Genomic DNA, 18,789 nt, shown 5'->3' on the forward strand with positions numbered 1-18,789 from the left:
GCAAGCGGCGAGGTGGAGAGATGTTCCGGCTGGAGATGATCAGCGCCTGGCGAATCCGAGCCGCTTGCAAGCGGCGAGGTGGATGAGGCGGGACATGGGACAGTCCACTGCGGACTGTCTCATGCCAGACGAATCGAAGCGACGTGCAAGTCGCGCCGTGGAGAGATGTTCCGGCTGGAGATGATCAGCGCCTGGCGGGTTACAGCCGCTGCAGCAGATCGCTGATCCCGTCGCGGTCCATTTCTCGTGCCAGCGCCAGTCTCAGGGCGATGCGCGCCTGCAGGGCATTGAGCGCATGGGACGCCAGCGGACCGCTGTCGGTGGCGCGGCCCGTGACCGGGCCGTCCGGCACCCGGCTGGCACGCACGCACACTAGGCCGCGGCGCATCGCCTGGGCGCAGCCCCGCACGGCGGCCGGGCTCAGGCTGCCGTTGCCCATGGACGCGACCACGATGCCGCGCGAACCCGCCTGGATCGCCGCGGCGTAGGGATGCGCGGGTGCGTCCTGGTAGTCGGTGATGATGTCCACCGGCGGCAAAGTGCGCAGGCCGGCCAGGGAAAAGACCGCCGCGTCGGGCAGGTCGGGGCGCATGGCGTAGCGGACGCAGCCGTCGGCGATCGTGCCCAGGACGCCCGCGCCATCGGCCCCGAAGGCGTCCACCCGGGTGGTGTGGCGCTTGGCCGCGTATCGCGCGGCGACGATGCAGTCGTTCATGACCACCAGCACGCCCCGGCCGCGGCTGGCCGGATCGGCCGCCGCCAGCAGGGCGTTGACCAGGTTCAGCGGCCCGTCGGCGCTCAGCGCCGAGGCCGGGCGCATGGCCCCGACGAGCACGACGGGCTTGGGACTGCGCACCGTCAGGTGCAGGAAGAAGGCGGTTTCCTCCAGGCTGTCGGTGCCGTGGGTCACCACCACGCCGTCCACGCCCGGGTCGCGGACGTGGCGGTCGATGGCGCGCGCCAGGCGCAGGACCTGGGCCGTGGTCAGGTCGCGGCTGTCCACGTTGAACGGCTGCTCGCAGCGGATGTCGGCCACGTCGGCCGCGCCGGGGATCGCCGCCAGCATGGCGTCGATCCCCTGGGTGACCCGGTAGCCGGTCAGCGTGCGGGCATCGCCGGCCGTGGCGGCGATGGTGCCGCCCGTGCCGATCAGGACCAGGCGGGGCCGCATCAGGGATACAGGCCGCGCACCTGGCGGGCTTCGAGGATGCGGGTGCAGGCCACGATGAACGAGGCCGTGCGCAGGGACACCCCGTGCTGGCGGGCCACCGCCGACACGGCGGCGTAGGCGGCGCGCATCATGGCCTCGAGGCGGTGGTTGATTTCCTGCTCGGTCCAGAAGAAGCTGGAGAAATCCTGCACCCACTCGAAGTAGCTGACCGTGACGCCGCCCGCGTTGGCGACCACGTCGGGGACGATCACCGTGCCCTTGGCCGAGATGATGTCGTCGGCCTCGGGGGTGGTGGGGCCGTTGGCGCCTTCGACCAGGATGCGCGTGCGGATCAGGTCGGCATTGTCCCGGGTGATCTGGCCTTCCAGGGCGGCCGGGATCAGGATTTCGGTCTCGAGCGACCAGAATTCCTTGGGGCTGAGCGTCTGCGCGTCGGGGGCGCCTGCCACGCCGCCGTTTTCGCGCACATGGTCGAACAGGGCCAGGATGTTCAGGCCGTTGGCGTTGTGGACGATGCCCGTGTGGTCGTACACCGCGATGACCTTGGCCCCGGCTTCGTGGAACAGGCGCGCGGCGGTGCCGCCCACGTTGCCGAAGCCCTGGATGGCGATGCGTGCGCCCTTGATGTCGATGCCGGATTCGCGCGCCGCCTCGCAGGCCGCCACGTACACGCCGCGGCCGGTGGCTTCGACGCGCCCCAGGCTGCCGCCCAGCGAGATCGGCTTGCCGGTCACCACGCCGGTGGTGGTGGCGCCTTCGTTCATGGAATAGGTGTCCATCATCCAGGCCATGACCTGGCCGTTGGTGTTCACGTCCGGCGCGGGGATGTCCTTGTTGGGCCCGATGATGTCATGGATTTCGCTGGTGTAGCGGCGCGTGATGCGTTCCAGTTCGCCCTGGGAGTACTTGCGCGGGTCGATGCGGATGCCGCCCTTGGCGCCGCCGAAGGGCAGGTTCACTGCCGCGGCCTTGACCGACATCCAGGCCGACAGGGCCATGACTTCGGACAGGGTCACGTCCTGGTGATAGCGCACGCCGCCCTTGCCGGGCCCGCGCGACGTGTTGTGCTGCACCCGGTAGCCCTCGAAGTGGGCGACCGTGCCGTTGTCCAGTTCGACCGGCACGTCCACGATCAGGATGCGCTTGGGGCGCTTCAGGGTTTCGACCCAGCGCGCCAGGGAGCCCAGGTAGGGCGTGACGCGGTCGACCTGTTCCAGATAGATGCCCCAGGGACCGGGATGAGCGGAATCCAGGTAGGAAGGCATGGGTTGGGAAATCGGTTCGGGCATGGTGTGCGACCTTTTGTATGAAGTATGAGTTCAGGACTGTCAGGGACATGCTACCGGCCCCATTTTAGTGCGGCGGCAGCGTTCTGTGTCCCCGCATCGGCCCGTCGAAGGCCTGCGGTTATATGGAACCAACGTTTTTTTCGTTCCGGCCGGGGCGTCGGAGGGGCACACTGGGCGCTTCCGCCGGCGGGAAGTGCCGGCTTTGTCCTGTTGGAGATGAATCGTGCCGATGACGCTGTCCCCGCCGCTGGCGGCGCGCTGGGAGGCCCTGATGGCATCCCTTCGGCGCATCGCGGATCTGCACCCCGACGCGCTGCTGGCGTCGTCCATGGGGGTCGAGGATACCCTGCTGATCCATGCGGTGGCGCAACTGCCCCGTCCCCTGGGGGTCTTCATGCTCGACACGGGCCGCCTGCATGCCGAAACCCTGGCCATGGTGGACGTCGTCCGCGCGCGCTACGGCATCGAGGTGCGCGTGATGCACCCCGATCCCGATGCGGTGCGCGCCCATGTGGCCGCGCATGGCGAGTTCGCCTTCTATGAAAGCGTGGAATTGCGCAAGGCCTGTTGCGGCATCCGCAAGGTCGAGCCGCTGCGCCGCGCCCTGGCGGGCCGTACGGCCTGGATCACGGGCCAGCGGCGCGAGCAGTCCGTGACCCGGGTCGAATTGCCCGATGCGCAATGGGACGACACTTTCGGCCTGCAGAAATTCAACCCCCTGGCGCTCTGGTCGGCCGACGAGGTCTGGGACGTGGTGCGTGCGCTGGATGTGCCCTACAACCCGCTGCACGACCGCGGCTATCCCTCGATCGGCTGCGAGCCCTGTACCCGCGCCGTGCGGCCCGGCGAGGATCCGCGCGCCGGCCGCTGGTGGTGGGAGCAGCGCGACAGCCGCGAATGCGGCCTGCATGCCGGCAACCTGCGGACATCGGGGCAACCCGGGGTGCGCCCCCGCGACCCCATCCCCACGGATACTACGGAAACATCGACATCATGAGCACAGCCCTGTTAGCCCGGACCCATCTCGACTGGCTGGAATCGGAAGCCATCTACATCCTGCGGGAAGTCGCCGCCGAATGCGCGCGTCCCGTGCTGCTGTTCTCCGGCGGCAAGGACTCCTGCGTGCTGCTGCGCCTGGCGGAAAAAGCCTTCCGCCCGGGCCGCTTCCCCTTTCCGCTGATGCACATCGATACCGGCCACAATTTCCCCGAGGTCATTGCCTTCCGCGACCGGCGCGCGGCCGAACTGGGCGAAGAGCTGATCGTGCGCAGCGTCGAAGATTCGATCGCGCGCGGCACGGTGGTGCTGCGTCACGCTCTTGATTCGCGCAATGCGGCCCAGGCCACGACGCTGCTGGAATCGATCGCAGAATTCGGCTTCGATGCCTGCATCGGCGGCGCCCGCAGGGACGAGGAAAAGGCGCGCGCCAAAGAGCGCATCTGCTCGTTCCGCGACGAATTCGGTCAATGGGATCCCAAGGCACAGCGTCCCGAGCTCTGGAACCTGTACAACACCCGCGTGCATCCGGGCGAGAACATCCGCGTCTTCCCGATCTCGAACTGGACCGAGCTGGACGTCTGGCAGTATATCGAGCGCGAGGGCCTGGACCTGCCCTCGATCTACTACGCGCACGAGCGCGATGTCGTGCGCCGCAATGGCCTGCTGGTTCCCGTCACGCCGCTGACCCCGCCGCGCGAGGACGAGCAGGTCGAACGCCTGAGCGTGCGCTTCCGCACCGTGGGGGACGTGTCCTGCACCTGCCCGGTGGCCTCCACCGCATCCACGCCGGCCGACATCATCGCCGAGACCGCCGTCACCACGATCACCGAGCGCGGCGCCACGCGCATGGACGACCAGACCTCCGAGGCGTCGATGGAGCGGCGCAAGAAGCAGGGCTACTTCTGAGCGGCCCGCCCGGACAAAGGAATCCCATCATGAATGCAATCAACGAACAATGGCCGGCCGCGCCGGAAACCAGCGTGCTGCGCCTGATCACCGCCGGGTCGGTGGACGACGGCAAGTCCACCCTGATCGGCCGCCTGCTGGTCGACAGCAAAGGGGTGTTCGCCGACCAGCTCAAGGCCATCGCGGGCTCGAAATACACCCGCGCGCCCGATAGCGGGCTCGACCTGGCGCTGCTGACCGACGGCCTGGAGGCCGAGCGCGAGCAGGGCATCACCATCGACGTGGCCTACCGCTACTTCGCCACGCCCGTGCGCAAGTTCATCGTCGCCGACGCGCCCGGGCACGAGCAATACACGCGCAACATGGTCACGGGCGCATCGACGGCCGATGCCGCCGTGATCCTGATCGATGCCAGCCGGGCGAGCGACGGCCGCCTGCTGCCGCAGACCAAGCGCCACAGCACCCTGGCGCGCCTGCTGGGGCTGCGCCACATCGTGGTGGCGGTCAACAAGATGGACCTGGTCGGCTGGGACCAGGCGGTGTTCGAGCGGATCCACGCAGCCTATCGCGACCTGTCCGGCCGGCTCGGCATCGCGGATTTCCACATCGTGCCGCTGTCGGCCCTGTCGGGCGACAATGTGGTCCGGCCCAGCGAGCGGACGCCCTGGTACCAGGGGCCGCCGCTGCTGTCCCTGCTGGAATCCCTGCCGGCCGAACCCGAAAAGGCACAGGACCAGGCGCGTTTCTTCGTCCAATGGGTGATCCGCCACAACGGCAGCGGCCCGGATGCGTTCCGGGGCTATGCCGGCCAGCTGCAGGGCGGCACCTGGCGGGTTGGCGATGCCGTCCAGGTGCTGCCGAGCCGCGAGACAGCCCGCATCGCGGGCCTGCTGCGGGGCGTGCAGGCGGCCGATCAGGCCTTGCCGGGCGACAGCATCACGGTGGTGCTGGACCGGGACATCGACCTGTCCCGGGGCGATGTGCTGGTCGATGCGGACGCGCAGCCGGCGCTGGACAAGGACTTCGAGGCGGACCTGTGCTGGCTGGACCAGCAGGCACTGAACCCGGCGCGGCTGTACTGGCTGAAGCAGGGCACGCGCCTGACTCAGGTGCGCGTCCAGGCGGTGCGCACCCGCCGCGACATCCACGAGTTGCGCTCCGTGGACTGGAACGGCACCCTGGCCATGAACGACATCGGCCGCGTGCAGTTGCGCGCCCGCGATCCCCTGGTGCTGGACGACTACGATGCGCAACGGGCCACGGGCGCCTTCATCCTGATCGACACGGCCACCAACCAGACGGCGGCGGCGGGGCTGATCCGGCGCTGACGCGCGCCCCGGTGGGCGGACCGGGCGTTTCGTGACAGAATGGCGCGGGGTGGCCGGTGTCCGGCCCGTCGCCATGAAGCCGTATGCTCAGATTCGCTCACCAGAACCTCCGACTCCCCTCGCTGGCCACGATCCAGGCGTTCGAGTCCGCCGCCCGGTTGGGGTCGTTCGGCCGGGCCGCCGAAGAACTCTGCATCACCGCCAGCGCGATCGGCAAGCGCATCAGCCAGCTGGAAGCCGCCCTGGGCCAGCCCCTGTTCGATCGCGGCAGCCGCGGCGTTTCGCTGACCGCCGCGGGGCATGAATACCTGGACCAGATCGAAACGGCGCTGCACCTGCTGTCCGATATTTCCCTGCACCGCCGGTCCCGGCCCCGGGAACGCATCCGGCTGGTCACGACGCCCACCTTCGGGCATTACATCCTGGGGCCGCACCTGCACGAATTCACCTCGGCCCATCCCAACGTCGACATGAGCGTGGTGCTGTCGATCCCTTACCTGGACATTGGTCCCACCCAGGCCGATTTCTGGGTGCGGTTCGGGCTGGGGCGCTATCCGGGCGCCCTGTCGGAACGCCTGACGGACGACACCGTGTTTCCGGCGTGCTCTCCCGGCTACCTGAAACGCCACGGCGCCCTGCGCCGCCCCGCCGACCTGGCCGGTGCAAACCTGCTGCGCTGTCCCCTGGATCCCTGGAAACCCTGGTTCGACGCCGCCGGGCTGGATTGGCCCGAACCCGAGGGCGGCGTGAGCTTCTTCGATGTGGGGCTGGCGATGACTGCGGCGCGGGCGGGGCAGGGCGTCATCATCGCCCGGCGCAGCCTGGCGGGCGCCTACCTCGACGAAGGCAGTCTCGTCGCGCCGTTCGGCATCCGTGCCGCCCCCGATTCCCACTACTACCTGTGCCGCGAGGCCTCGACGCCGCTGACGGGGGCGCACCTAGCGTTTTCCCTATGGCTGAAGGATCTCTGCGCCCGGATTTCCCCGTCTCCCTAGGCCTCGGGCCGAGGGGTGGAATTTCTTTCCACCCTGGCCCGATGCAATTTCCGACAGCGCCGCAGGGCGGTCGATAGACTTTCCGCCGAGCATGTAAATCAGGCCGGCGCATCAGTCGGCCGCATCAAAAACGGGAGACGACATGACATTCCACAAGACCTGCCTGGCCCTGGCCATCACCCTGTCGCTGGCGGCGACCGCCAACGCGGCCGACACCATCAAGGTCGGCGTATCCGGGCCGTTCACCGGGGGCTCTTCGTCCATGGGGGTCAGCATGCGCGACGGCGTGCGCCTGGCCGCCCAGGAAATCAACGCCAAGGGCGGCGTGCTGGGCCGCCAGATCGAGCTGATCGAGCGCGACGACGAAGCCAAGAACGAGCGCGGCGTGCAGATCGCCCAGGAGCTCATCAACCGCGAGCAGGTCGTCGCGACCGTGGGATTCATCAATACCGGCGTGGCCCTGGCCTCGACCCGTTTCTACCAGAACGCCGCGATTCCGGCCATTGCCAATGTGGCGACGGGCTCGGTGGTCACCCAGCAGTTCCTGCCGCCCAAATACGAGCACAACTACGTGTTCCGCATGTCGGCCGCCGACAACATCCAGGCGCCCATGATCGCCGCCGAGGCCGTCACCAAGCGCGGCTTCAAGAAGGTCGCCATCATGGCCGATTCCACCAACTACGGCCAGCTGGGCCGCGAGGACATGGAAAAGGCGCTGGACAAGCTGGGCGTCAAGCCGGTCGTGGTGGAAAAGTTCAATATCGGCGACGTCGACATGACTGCGCAGCTGCTGCGCGCCAAGGAAGCCGGCGCGGAAGCCCTGCTGACCTACGGCATCGGCCCCGAGCTCGCCCAGCTGGCCAACGGCATGGCCAAGCTCGGCTGGAAAGTGCCCCTGATCGGCAGCTGGACGCTGGCCATGGCGAACTTCATCGACACGGCGCGCGCCAACGGCGACGGCGCCCTGATGCCCCAGACCTTCATCCAGAATCCCAACACGCCCAAGCGCAAGGCCTTCATCGACGCCTATGTGCAGACTTTCAAACCCAAGCACGACCGCATCGAGTCGGCCGTGTCCGCGGCCCAGGGCTACGATTCGGTGCTGCTGCTGGCAGCCGCCATCGAGCAGGCAGGCAACACCAAGGGGGCCGACATCCGCGCCGCTCTCGAAAGCCTGCAGAAGCCCGTCGAAGGCGTGATCATGACCTACAAGTCGCCCTATTCGGCGACCGACCACGAAACCATCGACGGCCCCGAGCTGGTCTACATGGGCGAGGTCTCCAAGGGCCGCGTGGTCTTCGCCCACCCCGAGGACGAGCAGCGCAGCGTTGCCAACGCCGGCCAATCCGCGCAATAAGCCCGACGCCGCCGCACCGGAGCATTCCGCTTCGCGGGATGCCCGCTCCGGCGCATGGTTCCGGGGCTTCACGGCCCCGGACGGCGCGTTTCTGCTGGAAAGAACATGACGATTTTTCTGCAACTGGTCTACAGCGGCGTAGCCCTGGGGATGATCTACGCGGTCATCGCCTTCGGCTATCAGCTGACCTACGCCACTTCCGAAACCCTGAACTTCGGCCAGGGCGACGCCCTGATGCTCGGGGGGCTGGTGGGCCTGACCCTGGTCGGGATGGGCGTGAGCTACTGGCTGATGATCCCCCTGGTCTGCATCTTCGGCATGGCGCAGGGCGCCGTGGTCGAGCGCGTGGCCGTGCGGCCCGCGATCGAAGCGCGTTCCGAGTTCGGCTGGATCATGGCGACCATCGCCCTGGGCATCATCTTCCGCAACACGGCCGAGAACATCTGGGGACGCGATGCGCTGCATTTTCCCTCGCCCGTGCCCGAGACGCCCTTCAGCGTGCTGGGAGCCCACATCCTGCCGATGGAACTGCTGGTGGTGGGGGGCGCGCTGCTGATCATGGGCGCCATCGAGCTGTTCAACCGCACGTCGATCTACGGCAAGGCGGTCGTGGCGACATCCGGCGACCGCGACGCGGCCGGCCTGATGGGCATCAACACCAAGCTGGTCATCACGTTTTCCTATGCGCTGTCTTCCCTGACGGCCGCATTCGCAGGCGTGCTGGTCGCGCCGCTGACACTCACCGGCGCATCCATGGGGGCGGTGCTGGGGCTGAAGGCGTTCGCCGTGGCCATCGTGGGCGGCCTGAACAGCGGCCTGGGCGCCATCGTGGGCGGCCTGCTGCTGGGCGTCATCGAAACCACCACCGGCTTCTATCTGTCCACCGGCTACAAGGACGTCCCCGGACTCATCCTGCTGCTGCTCGTCCTGACGGTGCGGCCCGCCGGGCTGTTCGGCAAGACCGCCATCAAGAAGGTCTGATTCCACCATGAACAAGAAGCATCTGCTGTCCTTCGCCGCGCTGGCCGCCATCCTGGCGATGGTGCCGCTCGCCGTCGACAATCCCTATTACCTGCACCTGATCGAGACCATCCTGATCTACGCGGTCCTGCTGCTCGGTCTGGACATCGTGGTGGGCTACACCGGCCAGGTGTCCCTGGGTCACGCGGGGCTGTTCGGGATCGGCGCCTATGTCGTGGGCACCCTGGTCCTGCACCTGGACCTGCCCTTCTGGGCCACCCTGCCCGCCGCCGTCGTCGTGACGGCGGGCTTCGGTGCGATCCTGGCTCTGCCTGCGCTGCGGGTGACCGGGCCCTATCTCGCGATGGTCACGCTGGCCTTCGGCACCATCATCCAGATCCTGATCAACGAGATGGATTTCCTCACGGCGGGACCTCTGGGCATCAGCCTGGACAAGCCCACCGTCGCCGGCCACATGCTGAGCGGCCCCGAGTTCTTCTGGCTGGTGCTGGCCCTGCTGGCGCTGTCGGTGCTTTTCACCGAGCGCGTCGCCCGCTCGCATTACGGGCGCGCGTTCGAGGCGCTGCGCGACAGCCCCATCGCCTGCGACTGCATGGGCGTTTCGGTCTATCGCTACAAGGTCGTGGCCTTTGTGATCAGCGCCGGGCTGGCCGGGCTGGCAGGCGCGCTGCATGCCTATTCCGAGCAATACATCTCGCCCAATACCTACACCTTCGAGCTGATGGTGCTGTTTCTGCTGGCACTCATCATGGGCGGCCGCAAGACGCGCTCGGGTGCGCTGCTGGGGGCGGCCATCATCGTGCTGTTGCCCAAGATGCTCGACGACGTGTCCACCTTCCGGCCGCTGGCCGTGGGTCTGGCGGTGCTGGTCGTGGCGGGGGCCGTGATGGCGGTGCGGCGCGGCCGCGCCACGCCCGCGCGCATGGCGGCGCCCGTGATCGGCGCCCTGGTTCTGGCCGGCGGCTCGCTGGCGCTGGACCAGATGACCGACTGGCGGCTGTCGATCTTCGGCCTGATGATCCTGTTCGTGGTCTATTACCTGCCCGATGGCATCGTCGGTTTCCTGATGCATGCCCTGGGCCGGTCCCAGGCCGTGGCGGCTCCGGCGGAACAACCGACGCCCGAGGCGGCCCCGGCCGAGGACGGCGGCCTGCCGGATGCCTCGCACGGGATCCTGCTCGCCGTCGATCAGGCCGTGATGCAGTTCGGCGGCCTCAAGGCCCTCAACCGCGTCGACCTGGAAATCCGCCGCGGCACGATCCACGGGCTGATCGGGCCCAATGGCTCGGGCAAGAGCACCATGATGAACGTGCTGACGGGCATCTATCGGCCCACGTCCGGCTCCGTGGTCTTCGCCGGCCGCGACCTGGCCGGCCTGACGTCCGCGCAGATCGCCGGCCGGGGTGTGGCGCGCACCTTCCAGAACGTGCAGCTTTTCGGCGAGATGAGCGCCCTGGAAAACGTGCTGGTCGGGCTGCATCATTCCTTCACCACCGGGCTGGCGGGCGTCGCGCTGCGTACGCCCGACTGGCGGCGCGAAGAATCCCGGGCCCGTGCCCGGGCGCTCGGGCTGCTGGAATTCGTCGGCCTGGCGCCGCTGGCCCACGAAGAGGCGCGCAATCTGCCCTACGGCAAGCAGCGCCTGCTGGAAATCGCCCGCGCCCTGGCGCTCGACCCCCAGCTGCTGCTGCTCGACGAACCGGCGGCCGGCCTGACGGCCCCGGACATCGAGGAACTGCTGGGCATCATGCGCAAGCTCAAGGCGCGGGGCCTCACCGTCATTCTCATCGAGCACCACATGGATGTCGTGATGGGGGTCTGCGATGCGGTGTCGGTGCTGGATTTCGGACAGAAGATCGCCGAAGGCCTGCCCGCCGACGTGCAGGCCGACCCACGGGTCGTGGAAGCCTATCTGGGCGGCGAACAGGCAGGAGCGCAGGCATGCTGAAGATCGAAAACCTGGAAGCCGGCTACGGCAAGGTCAAGGTGCTGCATGGCATCAGCCTGGACGTGCCTGCCGGCAAGGTCGTGACCCTGATCGGGTCGAACGGAGCGGGCAAGACCACCACCATGCGAGCGGTATCGGGCATGCTGCGGCCTTCGGCGGGCACCATCGTCCTGGGCGATCGGCAGATCCAGGGCCTGGATTCACACCGGATCGCCCGCCTGGGCCTGGCGCATTCCCCGGAAGGCCGGCGTGTCTTTCCCACGCTGAGCGTCACCGACAACCTGATGCTGGGCGCCTTTCCGCGCCTGACGGGCAGCCGCGCGCGCGGCGACGTGGCCCGCGACCTGGATCGCGCACTGGAACTGTTCCCGCGCCTGAAGGAACGGCGCACGCAGCTGGCGGGCACCCTGTCGGGGGGCGAGCAGCAGATGCTGGCCATGGCGCGCGCCGTCATGCTGAACCCCGAGGTGGTGCTGCTCGATGAGCCGTCCATGGGTCTGGCCCCCATCCTGGTCGACGAGGTGTTCCGCATCATTTCGCGCCTGAAGTCCGAAGGCGTGACGATGCTGCTGGTGGAGCAGTTCGCCGCGGCGGCACTGGCGGTTGCCGATTACGGCTATGTGCTGGAAAACGGCCGCATCGCCGTCGAGGGCCCCGCCCAGCGGCTGCGCAACGATCCCGCCGTCGCGGCGGCCTACCTGGGCGGGCACTAGCCCGGCCGGCGCCCCGAGCGCTAGATCCCGTAGTGCTTCAGCCCGTCCAGGTCCAGCACCTGGACGGCGCCGTATTCGACCCGCAGCAACTGCGCGGCTTCCAGGGTGCGCAGGGCCTGGTTGGTGCGCTGGCGGGAAATGCGCGCCAGGAAGCCGATTTCTTCCTGGGTGATTTCCAGGCGCATGGAATTCCCGGGGTACAGCAGCGGGTTGAACAGCTCGGCGAGGCAGCGCGCGACACGGGCGTCGGGCGCCAGCAGGCGGTCGTATTCGGCCTTGCCGATGAACTGCGCCACCCGCTCGTTCAGCTGGTGCAGCAGATAGCGGTTGAAAGGGATGCTGGCGTCCAGCAGCCAGTAGAACGTATCGCCGCGCAGGCGGGCGATGGTGCTGCGGCGCAGCGCGATGATGTCGTACTTGCGGGCTTCGCGCTTGAGCAGCGAGCCTTCCCCGATCCAGCCGCCGGCCGGCACCCCGGTCAGCGACGCCAGCTTGCCTTCGGCGTTGCCCACCGAGACCTTCACCAGCCCTTCGAGCACGCCGATCCAGGAACAGGCGATCATGCCCTTGTGCTCGACGATGGTGCCGGCCTCGACGTGGGCCACGGCGGTGTCCTGCAGGACGCGCGCCTGCTGTTCGTCGTCGAGCAGGTCGAACCAGGCGGCATGAGCCGGCAAAGCCTGAGACAGGTTCATGGGGACTTACCCTAGATCGAGATCGAATGTCATATTTGCGACAGTCGGGGCGGATCGGTGCCTGTACCTTAGTTCACGACACCGCCCCACAGAGGCGCATTGTAGGCGCCGCGCGTTGCAGGATCCGCGCGAAGCCGAGGAGACATCATGGTACAGGAAACCACCGCTGCGACGACGTTCCCCGCCCTGCTGATGCACCATGCGCGGGTGCGTGGTTCGCGGCCCGCGATCCGGGAAAAGGACCTGGGCATCTGGCAGACGCTGACCTGGGCGCAGGTGGCGGCCGAAGTCCGGCGCGTGGCCTCCGGGCTGGCCGGCCTGGGAGTCAGTGCAGGAGAGCACGTCGCCGTCGTCGGCGAAAACCGCCCCCGGCTCTACATGGCCATGATGGCGGCCCAGTGCCTGGGCGCCATTCCCGTGCCGCTCTACCAGGATGCCGTCGCCGAGGAAATGGCCTACGTGCTCCAGGACGCCGAGATCGGCGTGGTGGTGGCCGAAGACCAGGAGCAGGTCGACAAGATGCTCGAGATCTCGGACCGCTGCCCGGCGTTGCGCCACGTCGTCTACGACGATCCGCGCGGCTTGCGCCATTACGACGATCCCCGCCTGATGGCCTGGGAAGCCCTGTTGTCGCACGGCGACGAGCGCGCGCGGCAGCATCCTGAAGAAATCGACGGCCGCATCGCCGCGATCCGCCCCGAGGACACGGCGGCGATGTTCTATACGTCCGGGACCACGGGCAAGCCCAAGGGCGTGGTGCTCAGCCACCATGCGCTCATCGACCGGGCGCGGGCGATCGAGCGCTTCGAAGGCCTGACCGACCGCGAGGACGTGCTGGCCTACCTGCCGCCCGCCTGGATCGGGCAGAACATGTTTTCCTACACGCAGTTCCTGACCACGGGCTTTACCGTCAACCACCCCGAATCCCCTGAAACCGTGTCGATCGACATGCGCGACATCGGGCCTACCTATTATTTCGCGCCGCCGCGCGTGCTGGAAGGCCTGTTGACCCACGTCACGATCCGCATGGAAGACGCCGGCCGCTTCAAGCGCTGGCTGTACCGCAAGGCAATGGGCCTGGCGCGGCGGGTGGGGGACCGGATCCTGGACGGCGGCGCGGGCGTCGGCATGCTCGACCGCCTGAAGTACGCCCTGGGCGACCTGCTGATCTACGGCCCCCTGCGCAACACGCTGGGCATGAGCCGGGTGCGCGTGGCCTATACGGCCGGCGAGGCCATCGGCCCCGACCTGTTCGTGTTCTATCGCTCCATCGGCATCAACCTGAAGCAGCTCTACGGTTCCACCGAGACCTCGGTCTTCGTCTGCGTCCAGGCCAATGGGCAGGTGCGCGACGACACGGTCGGCCCGCCCTGCGAGGGCGTGGAGATTCGCGTGGCCGAGAACGGCGAGATCCAGCTGCGCAGCCCGGGCCTGTTTTCGGGCTATTACCGCAATCCCACGGCGACGGCCGAGTCCTACACGGAAGACGGCTGGTACCACACCGGCGACGCGGGCTACCTGGATGCCGACGGCCAGCTGAAGATCATCGATCGCGCCAAGGACGTCGGCCACCTGGCCGATGGCAGCCTGTTCGCGCCCAAGTACATCGAGAACAAGCTGAAGTTCTTCCCCTTCATCAAGGAAGCCGTCGCCTTCGGGGCCGACCGCCCCGAGGTCTGCGCCTTCATCAACATCGACCTGGAAGCGGTCGGCAACTGGGCCGAGCGCCGCGGCCTGCCCTATGCCGGCTACACCGACCTGGCCGGCAAGGACGAGGTCTACGCCCTGATCCGGGATTGCGTCGAGCAGGTCAACGCCGATCTCGCCCAGGATCCGAAGCTGTCGGCCTCGCAGGTCAGCCGCTTCCTGATCCTGCACAAGGAACTGGACCCGGACGACGACGAGCTGACCCGCACCCGCAAGGTTCGCCGCGCCTTCATCGCGCAGAAATACGCCGTGCTGGTCGAGGCCCTGTTCGAGGGCCGTCCGAGCCAGTTCATCGAGACCGAGGTCAAGTTCGAGGACGGCCGCACGGGCCGCATTTCCGCCGACCTGCGCATCGAACCCGCGGCCGTGGTGCGGCCCGAACCACTGAAGAAGGTGGCCTGAATGACGGAACTGGCGATGGAAAAGACCCCGGAAACGGCCCGGGCCGGACGGATCGGCGATGTCATCCTCGACCTGCAGAACATTTCCCTGTCCTTCGGCGGGGTCAAGGCGCTGACGGACATATCCTTCGACGTGCGCGAGCACGAGATCCGCGCCATCATCGGCCCCAACGGCGCCGGCAAGAGCTCGATGCTGAACGTCATCAACGGCGTCTATACGCCCCAGGAAGGCCGCATCCTGCTGCAGGAACAGCAGTTCACCCGGATGAATCCGCGCCGCGCTGCCGAAATGGGCATTGCGCGCACCTTCCAGAACCTGGCCCTGTTCAAGGGCATGAGCGTGCTGGACAACATCATGACGGGCCGCAACCTGCGCATGAAGGCCGGCGTGCTGGCCCAGGCGCTGCGGCTGGGCTCGGCCGAACGCGAGGAAATCGCCCACCGCGAGGTGGTGGAGAACATCATCGATTTCCTGGAAATCCAGGCCTGGCGCAAGACGCCGGTCGGCCGCCTGCCCTACGGCCTGCAGAAGCGCGTGGACCTGGGCCGCGCCCTGGCCATGGAGCCGCGCATCCTGCTGCTCGACGAGCCCATGGCGGGCATGAACATCGAGGAAAAGCAGGACATGAGCCGCTACATCCTCGACGTGAACGACGAATACGGCACCACCATCGTGCTGATCGAACACGATATGGGCGTGGTGATGGACATTTCCGACCGGGTCGTGGTGCTGGACTACGGCCGCAAGATCGGCGACGGCACGCCCGACGAAGTGCGCAGCAATCCCGAGGTCATCCGGGCCTATCTGGGCGCCAGCCACTAGGGCCGGCCGCGCCATTCAAGGAGTCGCAATGGGATTCTTTCTGGAAACAGTGATCGGCGGCCTGATGAGCGGCATGCTCTATGCCCTGGTGGCACTGGGCTTCGTGCTGATCTTCAAGGCCTCCGGGGTGTTCAACTTCGCCCAGGGCGCCATGGTGCTGATCGCGGCGCTCGCCATGGCCCGGCTGTCGGGCTGGATCGGCGACTGGCTGGGCGGGGATTCGCCGATACTGGCCAACCTGCTGGCCTTCGCCCTCAGCGCCCTGTTCATGTGGCTGGTGGCCGTGCTGGTCGAACGCCTGGTTCTGCGCCATCTGGTCAACCAGGAAGCCACCACGCTGCTGATGGCCACCATCGGCATCAGCTATTTCCTGGACGGCATCGGCCAGATCCTGTTCGGCAGCTCGGTGTATGCGATCGATGTCGGCATGCCGAAGGATCCGGTCATCATCATGGACACGCTCTTCGACGGCGGCGTGCTGGTCAGCCTCGAAGATCTGACGGCCGCCGTCGTCGCCGCCGTGCTGGTGGCGGTGCTGGCCTTCTTCTTCCAGTACACCACGGTGGGCCGTGCGCTGCGCGCCGTCGCCGACGACCACCAGGCCGCGCAATCGGTGGGCATCCCGCTGAACCGCATCTGGGTGGTGGTCTGGACGGTGGCCGGCCTGGTGGCCCTGGTCACGGGCATCGTCTGGGGGTCGAAATTCGGGGTGCAGTTCACCTTGTCCACGGCTGCCCTGCGGGCGCTGCCCGTGGTGATCCTGGGCGGCCTGACCTCGGTGCCCGGCGCCATCGTCGGCGGTCTCATCATCGGTGTGGGCGAAAAGCTCTCCGAAGTCTACCTGGGCCCCTTCGTGGGCGGAGGCATCGAGATCTGGTTCGCCTACGTGCTGTCCCTGGTGTTCCTGCTGTTCCGGCCCCAGGGTCTGTTCGGCGAAAAAATCATCGACCGCGTTTAGGAAGCCCAGCCCATGTTCTATCGTGAAAACGGCCAGTTCAAGAGCTCCTACCGTTCGGACCAGCAGATCTTCCCGATCCGCCAGGACCGCTGGTTCGTCGCCGGCCTGCTGCTGGTTGCCTTCGTCGCCGTTCCCCTGCTGGCGTCGAACTACTTCCTGCAGGCGATCTTCATCCCCTTCCTGATCCTGGCGCTGGCAGCCATCGGCCTGAACATCCTGGTCGGCTATTGCGGCCAGATCTCCATCGGCTCGGGGGCCTTCATGGCGGTGGGCGCGTATGCCGCCTGGAACTTCGGCGTGCGGCTCGACCTGCCGCTGGTGGTGCAGATCCTGCTGGGCGGCGTGCTCGCCACGCTGGTGGGGGTGGTGTTCGGCGTGCCCAGCCTGCGCATCCGCGGCCTGTACCTGGCGGTGACCACGCTGGCGGCGCAGTTCTTCATGGACTGGGCCTTCCTGCGCATTCCCTATTTCACCAATTATTCCTCTTCGGGCAATGTGTCCGTTCCGGCGCTCGATGCCTTCGGCCTGCCGGTGATCACGCCCGTGCAGAAATACCTGTTCGTGCTGTGCTTCGTGGCGGTCATCGGCCTGCTGGCCAAGAACCTGGTGCGCGGCGCCATCGGCCGGCAGTGGATGGCGATCCGCGACATGGACGTGGCCGCCGCCGTGATCGGCATCCGTCCGGTGTATGCCAAGCTCACCGCCTTTGCCGTCAGCTCGTTCATCATCGGCGTGGCCGGCGCGCTCTGGGCCTACATCCACCTGGGTTCCTGGGAACCCCTGGCCTTCGACCTGAACCGTTCGCTGCAGTTGCTGTTCATCATCATCATCGGCGGCCTGGGCTCCATCGTCGGCAGTTTCTTCGGCGCGGCCTTCATGGTGCTGGTGCCGGTGCTGCTCACCAACGTGCCGCACTGGCTTGGCCTGAACATGCCGGTGGACGTCGCTTCGCACATCGAACACATGGTTTTCGGCTTCCTGATCGTCTTCTTCCTGATCGCGGAGCCGCATGGTCTGGCCAGGCTGTGGAGCATTGCCAAGGAAAAACTCAGGATCTGGCCGTTCCCCCACTGATGGACTGCGGGGGCTTTGGGGCGGCGTTCGATCGGACCCGTTCTTTGTTGACACGATAGGTGCCACACGCACCAGGAGGAGCTACAGATGAAGCATGCACTGACGAAGACCGCCGCCGTCGCCTTGCTGGCTGCTGCGGGGATGGCGGGTGTCGCCGGCCCGGCACAGGCCGCCGAAGAGCAGTTCGTTCCCCTGCTGGTCTACCGGACCGGCTCGTTCGCCCCGCTCGGCATTCCCTGGGCCAATGGCAAGATCGACTACCTCAAGCTCGTCAACGAGCGCGATGGGGGCGTCAATGGCGTCAAGATCGTCTATGAAGAATGCGAAACCGCGTATTCCACCGACAAGGGCGTGGAATGCTACGAGCGCCTGAAGAACAAGAGCGGCGGTGCTTCCGGCTTCGATACCCAGTCCACGGGCATCACCTTCGCGGTGACCGACAAGGCGATCGTCGACGGGCAGCCCGTGATCACGGTGGGCTACGGCCTGTCGCAGTCGGCCGACGGCCGCGTCTTCAAGTGGAATTTCCCGCTGCTGGGCACGTACTGGACCGCCGCCGACGTGATGATCCAGGACATCGCCAAGAAGCTGGGCGGCGAGGACAAGCTCAAGGGCAAGAAGATCGCCCTGATCTACCATGACTCGCCCTTCGGCAAGGAACCCATCCCGCTGCTCCAGGAACGCGCCAAGGACAACGGCTTCGACCTGCAGCTCTATCCGGTCGCCGCCCCTGGGGTGGAGCAGAAATCCACCTGGCTGCAGATCCGCAAGAACCGCCCCGACTACGTCATCCTCTGGAGCGCCGGGATCATGACCCCGACCGCCATCCGCGAGGCCCAGGGCGTGGGCTATCCGCGCGACAAGATGTACGGCATCTGGTGGGCCAGCTCCGAGACCGACGTCAACGACCTGGGCGATATCGCCAAGGGCTACAACGGCATCACCATCCAGAACAGCGCCGAACACGGCCGGGTGCATGAAGACGTGAAGAAATACGTCTACGACAAGGGCGAAGGCGCCGACAAGGACGGCACTTCCTTCGGTTCGCTGGCCTATACGCGCGGCATGATGATTTCCATGCTGCAGGTCGAAGCCATCCGCACCGCCCAGGAAAAATTCGGCAAGGGCAAGCACATGACGCCCGAGCAGGTGCGCTGGGGCTACGAAAACCTGAACCTGGACCAGGCACGCCTGGAACAGCTGGGTTTCGCCAAGCTGATGCGGCCGGTCCGGACTTCGTGCGAGAACCACATGGGCGACGACTGGGCGCGCATCATCCAGTGGGACGGCAAGAAATTCAATGTCGTGTCCGACTGGTATCAGTCCAACCCGAAGTACGTGCAGCCGCTGGTGAAGTCCCTGGGCGAGAAGTACGCCGCCGAGAAGAAACTGCCGACGCGCGACTGCGCCGCCGAGTAAGCCGTGCCGGGGCCGGGCCTGGCCC

16 protein-coding genes are annotated in these 18,789 nt (G+C 67.2%); 13 read left to right on the forward strand and 3 right to left on the reverse strand.

Annotated elements, in window-relative coordinates; all coding sequences use genetic code 11:
* Positions 1–199: 199 nt before the first annotated feature.
* Positions 200–1,171 carry an asparaginase gene (locus ABD022_RS11380; RefSeq protein ID WP_343821383.1) on the reverse strand — a complete coding sequence of 324 codons (972 nt, stop codon included), beginning with the start codon at positions 1,169–1,171 and terminating at the stop codon, positions 200–202.
* The gene (locus ABD022_RS11385; RefSeq protein ID WP_325124373.1) at positions 1,171–2,460 is read right to left on the reverse strand and encodes a Glu/Leu/Phe/Val family dehydrogenase; all 1,290 of its coding nucleotides are present in this window, start codon (positions 2,458–2,460) and stop codon (positions 1,171–1,173) included. Before ABD022_RS11385 ends, ABD022_RS11380 begins: the two co-directional genes overlap by 1 nt.
* 229 nt (positions 2,461–2,689) lie before the next feature.
* Between ABD022_RS11385 and ABD022_RS11390 the strand changes: the two genes are divergently transcribed.
* The 8 genes from ABD022_RS11390 (at position 2,690) to ABD022_RS11425 (ending at position 11,687) form a co-directional block, all read left to right on the forward strand.
* Entirely contained in the window at positions 2,690–3,457 is a 768-nt protein-coding gene (locus ABD022_RS11390) for a phosphoadenylyl-sulfate reductase (RefSeq protein WP_343821385.1), read from the forward strand.
* Positions 3,454–4,365 (forward strand): sulfate adenylyltransferase subunit CysD, encoded by a 912-nt coding sequence (gene cysD / locus ABD022_RS11395; protein WP_325124371.1) that lies wholly within the window; start codon positions 3,454–3,456, stop codon positions 4,363–4,365. The genes ABD022_RS11390 and cysD overlap by 4 nt, the downstream gene beginning before the upstream one ends.
* Before the next feature lie 29 nt (positions 4,366–4,394).
* Positions 4,395–5,693 carry a sulfate adenylyltransferase subunit 1 gene (locus tag ABD022_RS11400; protein WP_343821387.1) on the forward strand — a complete coding sequence of 433 codons (1,299 nt, stop codon included), beginning with the start codon at positions 4,395–4,397 and terminating at the stop codon, positions 5,691–5,693.
* Positions 5,694–5,776: 83 nt separating this feature from the next.
* Positions 5,777–6,688 (forward strand): LysR substrate-binding domain-containing protein, encoded by a 912-nt coding sequence (locus tag ABD022_RS11405; RefSeq protein WP_325124369.1) that lies wholly within the window; start codon positions 5,777–5,779, stop codon positions 6,686–6,688.
* 142 nt (positions 6,689–6,830) lie between these two features.
* Positions 6,831–8,045: an ABC transporter substrate-binding protein gene (locus ABD022_RS11410; protein ID WP_325124368.1), complete on the forward strand. Its 1,215-nt coding sequence runs from the start codon at positions 6,831–6,833 to the stop codon at positions 8,043–8,045.
* Between the two features lie 105 nt (positions 8,046–8,150).
* Positions 8,151–9,026: a branched-chain amino acid ABC transporter permease gene (locus tag ABD022_RS11415; RefSeq protein WP_325124367.1), complete on the forward strand. Its 876-nt coding sequence runs from the start codon at positions 8,151–8,153 to the stop codon at positions 9,024–9,026.
* Between the two features lie 7 nt (positions 9,027–9,033).
* On the forward strand, positions 9,034–10,974 hold the full coding sequence (locus tag ABD022_RS11420) for a branched-chain amino acid ABC transporter ATP-binding protein/permease (protein ID WP_325124366.1): 1,941 nt from the start codon (positions 9,034–9,036) through the stop codon (positions 10,972–10,974).
* On the forward strand, positions 10,968–11,687 hold the full coding sequence (locus ABD022_RS11425) for an ABC transporter ATP-binding protein (protein ID WP_325124365.1): 720 nt from the start codon (positions 10,968–10,970) through the stop codon (positions 11,685–11,687). The genes ABD022_RS11420 and ABD022_RS11425 overlap by 7 nt, the downstream gene beginning before the upstream one ends.
* A 20-nt stretch (positions 11,688–11,707) precedes the next feature.
* Here ABD022_RS11425 and ABD022_RS11430 read toward each other — a convergent pair whose 3' ends face one another.
* Positions 11,708–12,382: a Crp/Fnr family transcriptional regulator gene (locus ABD022_RS11430; protein WP_343821389.1), complete on the reverse strand. Its 675-nt coding sequence runs from the start codon at positions 12,380–12,382 to the stop codon at positions 11,708–11,710.
* A gap of 147 nt (positions 12,383–12,529) precedes the next feature.
* Between ABD022_RS11430 and ABD022_RS11435 the strand changes: the two genes are divergently transcribed.
* The 5 genes from ABD022_RS11435 (at position 12,530) to ABD022_RS11455 (ending at position 18,764) form a co-directional block, all read left to right on the forward strand.
* Positions 12,530–14,491, forward strand: coding sequence for an AMP-dependent synthetase/ligase (locus ABD022_RS11435; RefSeq protein ID WP_325124363.1), 1,962 nt, complete (start codon positions 12,530–12,532; stop codon positions 14,489–14,491).
* A complete protein-coding gene (locus ABD022_RS11440) occupies positions 14,492–15,313 on the forward strand; it encodes an ABC transporter ATP-binding protein (RefSeq protein WP_325124362.1) in 822 nt (273 codons plus the stop codon). It abuts the gene before it with no gap.
* 28 nt (positions 15,314–15,341) lie between these two features.
* A complete protein-coding gene (locus ABD022_RS11445; RefSeq protein ID WP_325124361.1) occupies positions 15,342–16,271 on the forward strand; it encodes a branched-chain amino acid ABC transporter permease in 930 nt (309 codons plus the stop codon).
* Positions 16,272–16,283: 12 nt separating this feature from the next.
* Complete coding sequence (locus ABD022_RS11450) at positions 16,284–17,345, forward strand: branched-chain amino acid ABC transporter permease (protein ID WP_325124360.1); 1,062 nt, start codon at positions 16,284–16,286, stop codon at positions 17,343–17,345.
* 141 nt (positions 17,346–17,486) lie between these two features.
* A complete protein-coding gene (locus ABD022_RS11455) occupies positions 17,487–18,764 on the forward strand; it encodes an ABC transporter substrate-binding protein (protein ID WP_325124515.1) in 1,278 nt (425 codons plus the stop codon).
* Positions 18,765–18,789: the final 25 nt, after the last annotated feature.

Source organism: Castellaniella daejeonensis, assembly GCF_039523555.1.
GTDB lineage: Bacteria > Pseudomonadota > Gammaproteobacteria > Burkholderiales > Burkholderiaceae_B > Castellaniella > Castellaniella daejeonensis.

Excerpts from the sequence above, each read along its gene's own strand:
- ABD022_RS11380 (WP_343821383.1), bottom strand. The coding sequence starts at position 1,171 with ATGCGGCCCCGCCTGGTCCTGATCGGCACGGGCGGCACCATCGCCGCC.
- ABD022_RS11385 (WP_325124373.1), bottom strand. The coding sequence starts at position 2,460 with ATGCCCGAACCGATTTCCCAACCCATGCCTTCCTACCTGGATTCCGCT.
- ABD022_RS11390 (WP_343821385.1), top strand. The coding sequence starts at position 2,690 with ATGACGCTGTCCCCGCCGCTGGCGGCGCGCTGGGAGGCCCTGATGGCA.
- cysD (WP_325124371.1), top strand. The coding sequence starts at position 3,454 with ATGAGCACAGCCCTGTTAGCCCGGACCCATCTCGACTGGCTGGAATCG.
- ABD022_RS11400 (WP_343821387.1), top strand. The coding sequence starts at position 4,395 with ATGAATGCAATCAACGAACAATGGCCGGCCGCGCCGGAAACCAGCGTG.
- ABD022_RS11405 (WP_325124369.1), top strand. The coding sequence starts at position 5,777 with ATGCTCAGATTCGCTCACCAGAACCTCCGACTCCCCTCGCTGGCCACG.
- ABD022_RS11410 (WP_325124368.1), top strand. The coding sequence starts at position 6,831 with ATGACATTCCACAAGACCTGCCTGGCCCTGGCCATCACCCTGTCGCTG.
- ABD022_RS11415 (WP_325124367.1), top strand. The coding sequence starts at position 8,151 with ATGACGATTTTTCTGCAACTGGTCTACAGCGGCGTAGCCCTGGGGATG.
- ABD022_RS11420 (WP_325124366.1), top strand. The coding sequence starts at position 9,034 with ATGAACAAGAAGCATCTGCTGTCCTTCGCCGCGCTGGCCGCCATCCTG.
- ABD022_RS11425 (WP_325124365.1), top strand. The coding sequence starts at position 10,968 with ATGCTGAAGATCGAAAACCTGGAAGCCGGCTACGGCAAGGTCAAGGTG.
- ABD022_RS11430 (WP_343821389.1), bottom strand. The coding sequence starts at position 12,382 with ATGAACCTGTCTCAGGCTTTGCCGGCTCATGCCGCCTGGTTCGACCTG.
- ABD022_RS11435 (WP_325124363.1), top strand. The coding sequence starts at position 12,530 with ATGGTACAGGAAACCACCGCTGCGACGACGTTCCCCGCCCTGCTGATG.
- ABD022_RS11440 (WP_325124362.1), top strand. The coding sequence starts at position 14,492 with ATGACGGAACTGGCGATGGAAAAGACCCCGGAAACGGCCCGGGCCGGA.
- ABD022_RS11445 (WP_325124361.1), top strand. The coding sequence starts at position 15,342 with ATGGGATTCTTTCTGGAAACAGTGATCGGCGGCCTGATGAGCGGCATG.
- ABD022_RS11450 (WP_325124360.1), top strand. The coding sequence starts at position 16,284 with ATGTTCTATCGTGAAAACGGCCAGTTCAAGAGCTCCTACCGTTCGGAC.
- ABD022_RS11455 (WP_325124515.1), top strand. The coding sequence starts at position 17,487 with ATGGCGGGTGTCGCCGGCCCGGCACAGGCCGCCGAAGAGCAGTTCGTT.